General features: G+C 45.1%; 8 protein-coding genes. 3 read left to right on the top strand and 5 right to left on the bottom strand.

Translation table 11 applies throughout. The features are described from left to right. Positions 1 to 32: 32 nt before the first annotated feature. Together scpC and DNHGIG_RS12240 are read left to right on the top strand one after the other, a co-directional pair. Positions 33 to 1,547, top strand: coding sequence for a succinyl-CoA:acetate CoA-transferase ScpC (gene scpC / locus DNHGIG_RS12245; RefSeq protein WP_282199845.1), 1,515 nt, complete (start codon positions 33 to 35; stop codon positions 1,545 to 1,547). A 316-nt stretch (positions 1,548 to 1,863) separates the two neighbouring features. Beyond that, positions 1,864 to 3,858, top strand: a complete 1,995-nt coding sequence (locus tag DNHGIG_RS12240) for a transglycosylase domain-containing protein (protein WP_282199844.1) — start codon at positions 1,864 to 1,866, stop codon at positions 3,856 to 3,858. Between the two features lie 96 nt (positions 3,859 to 3,954). Here DNHGIG_RS12240 and DNHGIG_RS12235 read toward each other — a convergent pair whose 3' ends face one another. Then, on the bottom strand, positions 3,955 to 7,128 hold the full coding sequence (locus tag DNHGIG_RS12235; RefSeq protein ID WP_282199843.1) for an AAA family ATPase: 3,174 nt from the start codon (positions 7,126 to 7,128) through the stop codon (positions 3,955 to 3,957). Next, entirely contained in the window at positions 7,128 to 8,399 is a 1,272-nt protein-coding gene (locus DNHGIG_RS12230) for a metallophosphoesterase family protein (RefSeq protein ID WP_282199842.1), read from the bottom strand. Before DNHGIG_RS12230 ends, DNHGIG_RS12235 begins: the two co-directional genes overlap by 1 nt. Positions 8,400 to 8,545: 146 nt before the next feature. Between DNHGIG_RS12230 and DNHGIG_RS12225 the strand changes: the two genes are divergently transcribed. Next, a complete protein-coding gene (locus DNHGIG_RS12225) occupies positions 8,546 to 9,226 on the top strand; it encodes a GntR family transcriptional regulator (RefSeq protein WP_282199841.1) in 681 nt (226 codons plus the stop codon). 200 nt (positions 9,227 to 9,426) lie between these two features. On the opposite strand, the gene hpaD is transcribed toward DNHGIG_RS12225, so the two are convergent. From hpaD to hpaE, 3 genes are all read right to left on the bottom strand, one after another. Continuing rightward, positions 9,427 to 10,410, bottom strand: a complete 984-nt coding sequence (hpaD, locus tag DNHGIG_RS12220; protein WP_282199840.1) for a 3,4-dihydroxyphenylacetate 2,3-dioxygenase — start codon at positions 10,408 to 10,410, stop codon at positions 9,427 to 9,429. 152 nt (positions 10,411 to 10,562) lie between these two features. Continuing rightward, entirely contained in the window at positions 10,563 to 12,035 is a 1,473-nt protein-coding gene (hpaB, locus tag DNHGIG_RS12215) for a 4-hydroxyphenylacetate 3-monooxygenase, oxygenase component (RefSeq protein ID WP_282199839.1), read from the bottom strand. A gap of 41 nt (positions 12,036 to 12,076) precedes the next feature. Continuing rightward, positions 12,077 to 13,567: a 5-carboxymethyl-2-hydroxymuconate semialdehyde dehydrogenase gene (hpaE, locus tag DNHGIG_RS12210; RefSeq protein ID WP_282199838.1), complete on the bottom strand. Its 1,491-nt coding sequence runs from the start codon at positions 13,565 to 13,567 to the stop codon at positions 12,077 to 12,079. Between the last annotated feature and the right edge of the window lie 452 nt (positions 13,568 to 14,019).

Here is a 14,019-nt window from a genome sequence, read left to right as displayed (position 1 = left end):
AAACGCTATCATCTGCCCACGAGGTGAACGATATGTACGAGCAAAGAATTCGCAATCAATCGTTCTTAAATAAAATTGTATCGGCTGAAGAAGCTTCTCTTTTGATAAAAGACGGTATGACTATCGGACTGAGCGGCTTCACGCGTTCAGGTGATGCAAAAGTCGTCCCGATTGCATTAGCCGAACGCGTAAAATCTTCCGAACGTCCGTTCAAGATCAATCTTTTTACCGGAGCATCCATCGGTGATGAAGTGGATGGCGTCCTCGCCGAAGCGAATCTCATTCACAAACGTTTACCGTTTCAAGCGGATAAACAATTGCGCAGCAAAATTAACAGCGGTGATATTCTTTTTATCGATCAGCATTTATCCCATACAGCGGAACTCGTCAGAAGCGGTTACTTGCCCTCTATCGATGTAGCGATTATAGAAGCGGTTGCCATTACGGAAGAAGGAGGGATTGTACCCACCACCTCCGTAGGGAACTCTGCCATTTTCGCCAAATTCGCGAAAGAGATCATCATTGAACTCAATATCGCCCAACCGTTAGGATTGGTCGGCATTCACGATATCTATGATCCGGGAGCACGCGGCAATCGCCAACCCATTCCTTTAACGAGAGTCGATCAACGTATCGGTACGCCGTATATCCCGGTCGATCCGGAAAAAGTGAAAGCTGTCGTTATTTCCGAAAAACTTGACCATACGTCACCGATCACCGAACCCGATATGGAAACCAAACAAATCGCAGGTCACCTTCTGGACTTTTTCCGGCATGAAATAAAAGTGGGTCGTCTCCCTAAAAATCTAACCCCTCTTCAATCGGGGATCGGCTCTGTAGCCAATGCGGTCTTTCATGGATTTTTGGAATCTGAATTCACGAATTTACAGGTTTATTCCGAAGTGCTGCAAGATGCCGTTTTCGATCTTATCGATGCGGGCAAGGTTTCGTTTGCATCTGCGTGTTCGATTACCTTATCGCCGAAACGTGCAGCGGATGTCATTCCAAATATTGACCGTTACAAAGACAAGCTGATTCTTCGTCCGCAAGAGATTACGAATCATCCTGAGTTGATTCGTCGTCTTGGCTTAATCTGTATGAATACAGCATTAGAATTTGATATCTACGGGAATGTCAATTCAACACACGTGTTGGGGACCCGTATGATGAACGGTATCGGGGGATCTGGCGACTTTGCCCGAAATGCAATGCTGGGTATTTTTGTAACCCCATCAACTGCGAAGGGCGGAGCGATCTCCAGCGTCGTACCGATGGTCGCACATGTTGACCATACGGAACATGACGTGGATATCGTCGTAACGGAACAAGGTCTCGCGGATCTTCGTGGCTTGGCACCACGGGAACGGGCGCGGGCCATTATCAATAACTGTGTACATCCGATCTACCGAGATGCTTTAAACGATTATTTCATCGCCGCATGTAAACGCGGCGGTCAAACACCTCATATATTGGAAGAAGCATTTTCCTGGCATATTCGCTATGCAAAAGAAGGAACCATGTGTGAAAAAGAACCTGTAAAAATCTAGCGTTCGACCATCGTGAAATTCCCTAAAATGGCAATCTCCCACTTTCTATATATAGGCATGCTGTTTCATGACAAGCATGCCTTTTTCTATGCTGAGAAAAGATTCAATCGATACATATTTTAGCGAGCCAAAGAGAAGGAGATCGGAGGGCTTAAAAAGGGACTTCCGTTTCATGACAGGTATAACTCTTTCGATTATACTTGTATTAACAAATTTTCAGACCTAGTTTTCCAGAGGGATACATAGACTGGAATTGTATATCGAGAATGAAGCACAAAAACTTCCATACGACTTCATAGAAGGGGGCGTGTGTTTCATGTGGAAGCGGTTTGCATTCAGCATCGGAATCGCTGTCGTTCTTTCAGCTTCTGCTACTTATGCTGTAAAAGCCGCGATTTCGATTCCGCCGCTTGATCCCAACAAGCTGGTTCAGAAGCGGATCTCGACGATCATTTATGACCGCAATAAGAAGGTGATCGCCGAGATTCAACCAAACCAGGCGGAACCGGTGCCTTTAAGTTCCGTTCCCGTTGAGTTGCAACAAGCTTTGATTGCAATTGAAGACAAGAATTTTTATGAGCATAAAGGATTTGATATCCAAGGCATTTTACGAGCCGCGTATCGTAATTTTAGCCATGGAGAAACAGTCGAAGGCGCGAGTACGATTACCCAGCAGTTAGTGAAAGGCGTGTATCTGAGTTCCGACCGCACGTATGAACGAAAGGTCAGAGAACTTTCTCTGGCAGCCGATTTGGAAAAAAGGTATACCAAAGAGCAAATCCTTGCGTTGTATCTCAATCATGTCTTCTTCGGCGCTGAGTCAACAGGAATCCAAGCGGCTTCAAAAACCTATTTTGGCCAAAGTATCGAGGATATGAAGAAAGATCCGCCCCTTGAACGCCTGGCCAAATGTGCACTCTTGGCGGGATTGCCGCAAGCTCCTACCGACTACAATCCTTTCGTCCATCCGGATATGGCGTTGAAAAGGCGTAATCTCGTACTTGATGCGATGGCTCGTAACGGTTACATAACTCCTGTCATGCGCGATCAAGCGAAACAGGCACCGTTATATGTATTGAAAGAAAAACCAAAACCGCCTGCACCAAACGCCCCTTATTATGTGGAGTACGTTTTGTATGAGGCCGCACAACGTTTGCACATGCCCGAAGAAAACCTATTTAAAGGGGGTTACAAAATCTACACGGATTTTGACCCTGGCATTCAGAACATTATGGAGAAAGCGTTTCAGGATCCGAACAACTTTCATCCGAACGCCGCGGATGGCACGCCTGTGCAAGCGGGAATGGTAGTGGAAGACCCGAAGACTGGTTCTATCTTGGCAATCATGGGCGGTCGCGGTCCTCACGAATTTCTTGGTTTAAACCGTGCATATCAAATTAAGAGGCAACCGGGCTCATCCTTTAAGCCTCTGATGGTCTACGGACCGGCGATCGACACTGGACGTTACAATGCGGCATCCATTCTAAACGATAGAAGGATTAGCTTTGGCGGATATACGCCCCAAGATTGGGATCGGAAGGAACGAGGCCAAGTCACGATGCGAGACGCCATACGCATGTCATGGAATATACCTGCCGTTTCTCTCCTAAACCAGATCGGCGTGGAAACAGGCAAAGCGTTCGCGGAACGGGCAGGCATTCATTTTCATGAATGGGATACGGGACTGGCACTCGCCATCGGAGGTATGACACAAGGCGTTTCCCCTATAGAAATGGCAGATGCGTACAGCGCCTTCGATAATAAAGGAGTCCGTATCCCTGCACATGTGATTGAGCGAATATCAACGGATGACGATAAAACTCTTTATGAAAACAAGCCGGAACCTGTACAGGTAATGAAAGAATCGACGGCTGACGCAATGACTTCATTATTACAAGTCGTTGTGAATGAAGGAACAGGAACGAATGCGCGTATTCCCGGCCGCCCTGTTGCCGGCAAGACGGGAACGACAGAGATGATCGAAACGGAATCAGGCAACAAAGATGCATGGTTTGTCGGATATACACCGCGTTATCTCGCTTCGGTCTGGATGGGGTTTGATCATACAGATATCGATCATTATTTAAACCGCGGGGGAAGTGAGATTCCGGCTCGTCTCTTCCGCGAAGTGATCAGCCGCGTTGAAGCCGACCTCCCTCCGGAATCTTTCGCAACCGGTCCTACTCCTTATATCAAACCACCGCAACAAGAGACAGAGCCCAAGAAGGATCAAGCGAAAACGGCTCAAGATAAAAACAAGGAGAAGGAGAAAGAAAAGGAAAAAACAACAAAAAAATCAAATGATCTTTGAGCGAAGCCGTTACGTGAAGCTGTCCTCAAAAACCCTCGGCCCAAGAGAAGCCGAGGGTTTTGATTTTTATCGCATGCAAGCAGTTAAATAACATTCTTACCGTGCGGGGGTCAATTGACGGTCTTCAAGACAAAGGCGCGAAGCCCCAGGGATCTCCTGCACCATTTGAGAAGCCATATGCGGATGGCAAGTAAAAAACAGGATTTGATGCGTTTTCGCCAATTCACGCAATGCAGCGAGCGATGAGCGGAGACGCATCGGATCAAAGTTGACAAATATATCATCCATGACAACAGGCAGTTCGATTCCCTGTTCCGCCATCTCTTGAATGAGGGCAATCCGCATCGAGAGATACAATTGTTCGGCCGTACCCCTGCTTAACATTTGCAATTCCAGACGCCTTCCCTCCGCCGTCTCCACCTCGATCTGCTGTTGCTCATGATAAGGGCTCCAGATGTGTCGAAATTGCCCCTGCGTGATCGTCTGAAATGCGACAGACGCTTTGCGCAACACGGAAGGCTGCTTTTCCCGCTCATAACGTTCTTTCGCTTCTTGTAAAAGAGCTCTGGCAATCGCAAAGACCGCCCACTCGTGTGCCTCCACTCTCACTTTTTCTTTGTATTGTTGGACTTGCAGTCGCAAATCGGCTAATTCATGGCTGTTTTCCATCTCTTCTCTCTGTTGTTTTAACTCCCCCTTGCGTTGTTGCAACTGCGAAACCATGATCCGTTCATTTTCGATTACTTCTTCCCACTTGGCAATCCGGGACTGAAGCGTCATGATCTCGTCTTCCATGCATGATGGCAAAAGTTTTTCTAATCGTGCTTTTGACCCCGCAATCGTTTCTAGTCGCGCATCAATGATCGTCAACTCTTTTTCTAGTGAACATCTCTCTGCCCATAGTTGGGCGCACCTTCGAAACGATTCTTCATCCTTCACACCCGCCACTCCGAACAGCTTCTCTTTTTTTTCTCGCAGATCATTCATTTGCTTTTCCCAAATGTGCAACCTTTTCTCCAACTTCTCCCATTCAGTGAGAAGATGTGTTCTCTCTTGTTCATTCTTACTTGCCTGCACATACTCTTGCTCTAAAGAATCGAAAGTAACGAGTTCCTGCCCTTCATCGATAGGTGCTCTTCCTATATTTTCAAGAAACGTTTGCAAAAGATCCCTTGTCTCCTTGATCCTCGCGTTTATTTCTTTCAGAATTTTGCTCACTTCTTGCTTCCGCTTCACGAGCTGTTGGGCTTGTTCGATCACATGAAACACTTCCAATACGCTGATCGCCGTCAGCCCCGGGGGCAACCCTTGCTCCGTCAGCCATGCGTCCCATTCAGCGAATCGTTTGTCCCGTTCCCTCTGTTCTTTTTCCAATAAAGTTGCAAGTGAGCGGATCCTCTGCTCACATTGCAGCTTCTTTTTTGTCAAATCGTCGAGTGCCGCTTTTCTCCAATTCAGTTGCGCCCAGGCTGCACGTAATTCTTTAATTTCCTTAAAAAGGAATTTCATTTTCTCTTCCGATAGCTGATTTTCACCTGTCAGTCTGTACACACAGTCCCGCGCTTCATCTCTTTTCTCCTCCAGAATCGTTCGTATGTGGGCGATCTCCTGGTCCAGTCGCTCTAATTCCTTCTGTGTCTCCGATATAAACTGCCGGGGAGATGATTGTTCTTCACCTTTTCGTTTCAAGAAGAAGATCAATCCTCCGCCTGCAATCGCTCCGATTCCCAGTCCAGCAACGACTGAAACGGAAAACCACCAGGCCAAGAGAATGCTAAACACTCCCACAAACGTCAGGCCTATACCGATCCAACGATACGCGGAACTTGTTTCCTTCCCATTGTTCATCAAAAGAGCAAGTGTCTTCGTCCGCTCCTCCCGTGAACGACACAATTGCGCTTCATCCTTTTGCAACATCGTAATATCCTGTCGCAGTTCGCTGACTCTTTGCAAGAGGAGTTCCCTTTCTTCGATCTGCTCTTTCGTGTAGGGGGAGGAAGACTCAAAAGCACGGATTTCATTCAGCTTTTCCGTATATTCGTTTTGTATTTGATCATATTCTTCTTTGGCCCGTTCATAACGTTCAGATACGTCCTTAACTACCTGTTCTGCAGTTGACAGCAGCTTTTCCTGGATGCGAATCCACTCCCGCTGCGGCAGCGATGTATCCAGTCGCTCAATCCAATCGAGAGAACGTCGATCACCTAGCTTGTCAAGAAGTACATGCAATTCGCGATTCATCATCGCGAGAGATTCTTCCTTGGCAGCACGTTCATTGAGATCGGCTGCCAGGGATTCGCGCAGGGAACGGAGGCGGAGATAATCCCTCTCGTGCGCCAGAAAAACGGATGGGGAAGCAAGTTTGTCCCATTTGCTATTCCACTCACGCCGTTCTTCTTGTAAGTGAAGTTCCTCCACACGTAGTTCCGCTTCCCTTTGTTCAATCTGCTCCAAACGTGTAAGTCCGTCGGCGGGAAAACGACCGGTTTGCGGCAACGAGTGGAGACGCGCAACGATTTCGTTTCGTTCATCCAGCACGCGTCGCAATTCTAGCAAAATCTTTGCGTGCGCGATGCTTTCTTCTTTCTCTTTTCTTTCTCTCTCAAGCCGGGACAATTGTATTTCAATCTCGCGCCATTCCTCTTGCAATCGGTTATACGATTCTGGTAAATCTTGATAGCTTCTGATTTTCTTCTGCAATTCTTTTAATGTGCGCAATGATTCGGCAATCACTTGCGTACTGCCCCGAGGTTTGTATCTTTTCTCCATCTCTCCTTCCAGGTAGCGAAAAAGATCCGCGAGTGAGACCGAACTTAGCCCCATACCTGTGCTGTATATCCTCTCATGGATCTCTTGATGCTGCAGGCTTTCCAGCTTTTCTAATTCGTTGAGTCCGAAAGCAAACACGTTGTAAAAGACAGAGGAATGAATGGGACCCGTCAGTATGGGAAGAAAAGATTTTCCCTCGCGTGTTCCATCCGGAAGGTAGATGACCGGTTCCCCTTTGCGGCCGAATGTTCTTTCCAATGTATAGGTGTGTCCGTTGTGGTCGCAAACCCTCATCCTTCCACCATAAGATTTGCCTCCAAGCGGTTCGTACCGGCGTACGAGCGATTTGTCCAAACCGAACAAAAGTCCGCGGATGAAAGCGAGCAATGTACTTTTTCCCGCCTCATTCGGTCCTTCGATCACCATGAACCCGGGAGACAGTTCCACTCGCAGATTTTGAAAATGGCCGAATCCGTCAATGTGCAAATCGATGATTCGCATTAATCCTCTTCCTTCCCTAACAGTTCCAATAATACATCTTCAGCCTCCGCTAACCACTGAAGAAGTTCTTCATCGCTTGGTTGTTCCAGTACCTGCCTCGCCGAAGCCGATTCGAAGAGAGGTTGAATCGCTTTCCTCAAGAAATCAAGTCTTCCTTCCTCCGTGCGACAAGATTCAGCCAATGCCAGAACATCTCCAAGCAGACCTGGATCATTGCGAAAGATCTCTTTATCGATGAGAGGTTTTGTTCGGGTTTGAATCGATTCACAGAAAATGTATGTATCCTCATCGACCGGGGCGTTTTCGCGTAATGCTGCGAGAAGGTCTTCCCTCATGTCTCGTACTTTGACGTAAGAATGGAGGGGCCCCCGACCCTTGAGCAGTATGCGCACGATCACGGTACGCCCCCGGTGTTGTCGATAAACCGTATCCATTTGTTCCAATAATCGAGCGTACAATTCCTCTTCCCTTGTCAGTCCGTCGATCGTGATTTCCTCAATGACCCAGCGGACGTCGTCCGTCTCATGAAACGTGCAGACCGTATGGCCATTCTCGTCTACCTCGACCAGATAACATCCACGTGCCCCCGTTTCATTCGGATGGCGTCCCTGGGGATTGCCCGGATAAAGAATGACTGGATGTTCCTCGTGCAACAAAGCGCGTTTATGAATATGACCAAGTCCCCAAAAATCAAACCCCGATTTTTTCAAATCACTGAGCGTACAGGGGGCGTAATTGGCATGTTCATTTTCGCTCCCCACGTTTGTATGCAAAAGCGCGATCGCGTAAGGTGCGTCCGCATCCCTTTTAAACCGTTTTGCCAAATTTTCCGTAACCTCCGCGTGCGGATAGCTGATCCCATAGATGCGCGCGATTTCCTGTCCCTCACGAAAGACCGGAACGGCTTCCACCGATTGGGCGGAGAAGATGTGCACAAACTCGGGCCACTCCAGACGTATCCGTTCCCCACCTTGATGGTCATGGTTCCCGTGAATAACGAATGAGCGTATACCCGCCTCACCCAGACGCTTCAGTTCATCACGAAAGCGCACTTGTGCTCGCAAACTGCGGTTAGCTCCGTCGAACACATCCCCGCCGATCGTTAAAAAATCAACGTTTTCACGAATGCACAGATCGACGATGCGGTGAAACGCCGCGAATGTTGCCTCCCGTAATCTTTCTTGAATGACGGGGGAGGATTGCCCGATTCCTATAAACGGACTGTCCAAGTGCAAATCCGCTGTATGAACAAAGCGAAATGCGACTCCCATATTTTTCTCACCTCTTATCTTTAACCTAATCATTCGTCATGCGAACATATATTCCTGCACCAATGAATTGATTTGCATCTTATTAAGCTGATGTACTTGTTTATAAACCACTTGATATCATAAATGATTTAATATATGATTCAGTCATGGAAAAGAAAAAGAACATCATTAGTAAAAAGCAATATGCCTATGAAATTCTACGTTCGCGCATTCTAGACGGAATCTATGGACCAGGTCATCGCATTGTTATTGATCAGATTGCTAAAGAACTACAATTAAGTCCCATTCCCGTAAGGGAGGCGATTCGTCAATTAGAAGCCGACGGCTTGATTCAGTATAAACCGTACAGTGGAGCAATTGTGAGTACCGTAAATGAGTCTGAATATTTGGATAATTTATCGGTATTAGCAGTCTTAGAGGGGTTTGCAACCGCTCTGAGCTCCCGATCCATCACGGAAGAATCCATTAAACTTCTCGAGCAGATGAATGAAGAAATGAAGGAGGCTCTTTTTCATTTTGAACTTGATCAATTTGGAATTTTAAATCGTAGATTTCATGGGATTATTGTTGAACATAGCGGTAATGCTTTACTCATAGAAAGGATTCAGTCTACTTGGGAACTCATGCCGCGATTTCGTCAATATGGTTTTTCCTATGTACCTCATCGTGCTCGGGAATCCATTGGGGAACATGCCCTTATCATACAAATGATTAAGGAAAAAGCCCCTTCAAGGGAAATCGAAGAGCTAGTAAGGAAACATTTTATGGCTACTGCAAAGGCATTCCAAAAAAAGATGGGGAATGAATCGGAAAGTGAAAATGATTGAAAAACGTATTGGCTAAGTTCCCCTTAAAAAGAATACCCCCTTGGGGGTGTTTCAGATTGCAGACAAAACTCCCTCGTTGCCACAAAAATAGAGGGAGTTTTGTCTAAAGTCTGGCCTCCCTTTCTTCAAGGGAGGATCTGATCTTGGTTTTTGGGTTACATGAGATCGTCCAACTGACTGTCGGTAAGGAATGAAACTGTTTAATTTCTAATTTCGCTGTATATCATGGGCTCACCGATTTCCATTAATTCACCGGTTAAGATATTTTGAACAGGCATCGCTTCCTTTTTCCAGCTTATAGGGGGCTCTGCTCCCCATAAAGTCGCACGTTGCGGATCGCTTAGATGCCATTTAATCGGATCCCAATCCGGATCACCTGTGAAATAGTCACTGGTGTATAATTCCAATCTATGGCCATCAGGGTCACGAAGGTAAACAAAGAATGCATTAGAGGTGCCATGACGCCCCGGAGTGCGCTCGATGCTCGAATAATAACCGCAACTCGATAAATAATCACAAGCATCGAGAATCGATTTCGAATCTTCCATCCAGAACCCAATGTGATGAATGCGCGGTCCTTTCTCATGAATCAGAGCTAAATCATGCACACTTGGTTTACGATGCAACCAGGAAGCCCATAACCGTTCATTGTCGATCGGACCTGTAACCGTGTATTCGGAACACTTGAATCCCAAATTCTCTGTATACCACTGATTCACCCTATCAATGTCGCGAACGTTACAATTCGCGTGATCAATGCGCTTGATTTTCGCTCCATAGTGCTTATTAAATTTCTGAAGCATGCATTCAGCCTTTTCCATCTCACAGAAGAACTCGACAGGAATACCGCCGGGATCCTGGATTCGGATGGCTCTCCCTTGTCCCCTTTCTTCTTCTTTTTCAAGCCAACGAATCGGCAAGTTTTGGGTAGCAAAAAAATGGGTCAATCGATCTAATTCTTCTTCCGTTCCGACTCGGAAGGAGATATGATTCACACTCGGTACATCTGATTTCGTCAAGACAAGACAGTGATGATTGGCATCCTCGATAGCACGTAAATAAATATGATGAGAATCTGATTCTGTTTCAATAAATCCAAGCGCATTGACATAAAAATCCCTCGCTCGTTCTAAATCAGTTACATTGAATTCGGCATGCGCTAAACGAATAATGTCAAATTTCATTTATAACACACCTCTCTCCTTTTACTCATTTTTTACATCTTCCTATAGCTTTGGGTTCAATCGTTTTATTTGTTGAACGAAGTGGAATAGATTTCTCATTTGTATTAAATCCAATTAATTTTAATTATTATGAATTTTTTATATATAGATAATTATCCCTTCAACACGAGTTCTTCAGAACGCTGTAAAAATTCCTTGACACGATCCACGTATTCTTGTTTACCATACCAGTTGTATAAAGCGCTAGCCATACGGACGGGATCTCCGAAGAAAAAGCGCTCATACAGCGTTTGGCGCGACCCAAAAGCACTCATACATGTATCCCATGCTAATCGATACAGTTTAACCCGGTTATAAGCATCCGAATTTGCGGCTTGCAAATACTTATCCAGATCTGCACGAAGTTCAGAGTTAAAGTCTGCTTCATTTGGAATCGCCATCAAACCGCTCGCTCCAAGCAATTGCATGATCTCCATAAACCGGGGATACATTTTGGGGAAATAGTTTCGGGCAACATTTAAAGGTTTAAAGTCCGGTGTCATAATTCCCCACTTATCTACTTGGGCATTCGTTTCTGCTGCAATCATCAACGATTTCATGATTTCAAGGACAATGATGACCTCAGACATTTTTTCCTGTACATGTTGAAACTGACCAATATTAATGGTTTCTACCATTAACTGTAGAATGCCAAGGATGAACTCCGTTTTCGCAATATTTTTAGATACGACTTGGTGAGTCATGTGAACTTGAGCGTTACTTTCGATATAGGCCCGATTGCAAATTTCAACATCCCCAAGGGCAAAAACGCGATCCCACGGAACAGTTACATCATCAAAGACTACAATCGTATCCATTTCTTCAAAACGGGAACCCAACGGATGATCGAAAGCGGATTTCCCGTAATCAAACGATTCTCTACAAATAAATTTCAATCCGGGTGTATTATTCGGAATGCAGAAGGCAAATGCGTATGGTTTTTCATCATCTGACTGCTTCAAAACCGTTGAAGGAAACACCATGATTTCATCGGTGATTCCCCCTTGTGTCGCCAGCAAGCGTGCTCCCCGAATAACAACCCCTTCCGAATTTTTCTTAACGATACGCGCCGCGATATACGGATCCGGAAGCTGTGCCGAATTGACTGCCCGATTGACTTGAGGCTGGATTAGCGTATGCGTTAACGATAAATCGTTTTCACGGGCGTATTCATAATAATTCCGCATGTTTTCGGCAAACATGGGATCCTGTTTTCCGAACATTTCCGCTGCCGCTCCATAAGCCATCAATCCGGCATTGATATAGTCTGGAGAACGCCCCATCATCCCTCCGTTGAAACGGGCCCATTCTTGAATCATCTTGCGGCGTTTTTCCAAATCCTCTTTGGTCCGGGGTTGTAGGAAAGATGTTCCTACTCGTTCACCTGTTGTCGGTGATTTATAAGTCATAAAATCCTGTTTATCTTTATCATGCTGCATGTCGTAGAGAGCAGCCTGGCTTTTCATGACCCCTTTGAATGCAGGGTGTTCAGAAATCTTCCCCTCTACCCTCTTTCCATCAATCCACACATTGGATCGCGCTTTGTCCACTCGTTCAATATATTGTTGTCCTGTCTTAGCCGGCATTTTGATCACCCCTGATTTTTACTATTTGTTATTAATATTTCTTACTTTTTTGTTTTTCCGAATTTAGGGATATGGTGGTTCTCAATAGCGACATGAATCACTTGGGTTTCTGTATAGAATTCAAAGCTGTAGTGTCCACCTTCACGCCCGATTCCACTATGTTTGGTTCCTCCAAAAGGAATCCGCAAATCCCTTGTATTTTGTGAATTGATCCATACCATTCCACTTTCTATCGCTTGTGCCAAGCGATGTCCACGTTTAATATCACTTGTCCAAACGTAAGCGGCCAGACCATATCTTACATCATTAGCCATCTGCAATACTTCTTCTTCCGTATCGAAAGGAATTACAGCCATGACCGGTCCAAAGATCTCTTCTTGCGCTACACGCATTTGATTATGACAATTTAAAAGAAGCGTTGGCGCTACATAATTACCCGCTCGATATGCATCTGGAATCGATCCGCTGAACACTTCTGCACATTCCGCACGGGCAATGTCAATATAGTTCATCACATTTTGCCAGTGTTTTTTATGAATTAAAGGTCCCACTTCTGTAGACTCATCCATAGGGTCACCGACAACGATATTGGAGACACGTTCTTTTAATGCTTCAACAAACGTATCATAAATGGGCTTTTGCAAGAAGAGACGCGAATTTGCGGTACAACGTTCACCATTGAAGGAGAAAATCCCCCATACCACTGCGTCCAATGCACTTTCTAAATCGGCATCGGCAAAGACGATCGCCGGTGATTTTCCACCAAGCTCCATAGAAATTTTCTTCAAAGTATCCGCACTATTTTTAATAATTTCCGATCCAGTTGTCGTTTCTCCAGTAAAAGAGATTAAGCGAACGTTAGGATGTGCGACTAGAGATGCTCCAGCCGTTTCCCCAAAACCATGTACAACGTTAAAGACGCCTTCCGGCAGTCCGGCTTCATGAATGATTTCAGCGAGTTTATTCGCCGTAAGCGGTGACCATTCAGCTGGTTTTAAAACAACGGTATTACCTGTAGCCAATGCAGGAGCCACTTTCCAAGTTTCTAACATAAAGGGAGCATTCCAGGGAGTAATCAAACCTGCAACTCCAATGGGTTTATGAATCGTATAATTGATGAAATCTCCGTCCACTTGATAAGCCTCTCCCACCATCCGGCTCTTCACCATTTCCGCATAAAACCGGAAGTTTTCCGCCGCACGAGCCGCCATTTTCTTGGTTTGGCTAATTGGTAAACCCGTATCCAGCGATTCGAGATACGATAATTCTTCACTGTAGGTCTCGATCAAATCTGCAATCTTGAGAATATATTTTAACCGATCGGTGACGCTCATCTTCCCCCATGGCCCTTGGTCGAAAGCCTTTCGTGCCGCTTGTACCGCTAAATCTATATCTTCCTTGAAACCCTCTGCCACTTCATTTAACACCTGGTTGTTAAACGGATTCATATTCTCAAAACGTTTGCCCGAAACTCCTTCAACAAATTGTCCGTTAATGTAGTGAAGAACTCGATCAACTCTAACCTTGCTCATCTAAATTAACACCTACTCATTGCTTGATGTTTTTGAAACGTTTTCTTAATGCCGAAAAAGTATATGAAATAATATATGATTCAATACATCGTTTTTTCTCCAAATGATACTATCACGTCTATTGTAAATTGTACAAAGATTTAACGAACAATTGATATCAAAATTCTTTTAGGATTCAGCGATACATACATGCATTCGCTGTCATACCAGTACTTCTTCGTCTACCACTCTCGTGATAACGGTTACATCAATAGCAATCTACCCATAAAGTTTCTATAAGTTCAATCGTCCAAGCTCTTAGCCTCCTTCTCGATTTTAGCCTTATTTAATAACCCTGTGAATATAATATATAAAATCATATATGATTGTCAATAGACTATTCGAAATTATTGTATTAATTATCATTTCCGAAAATAAGGTATATTGATGGATAATAAAATCTTAAAAAGTAT

The sequence above is a fragment of the Collibacillus ludicampi genome, from assembly GCF_023705585.1.
Lineage (GTDB): Bacteria > Bacillota > Bacilli > Tumebacillales > BOQE01 > Collibacillus > Collibacillus ludicampi.
This window is presented reverse-complemented; position numbering and strand designations above follow the sequence as displayed.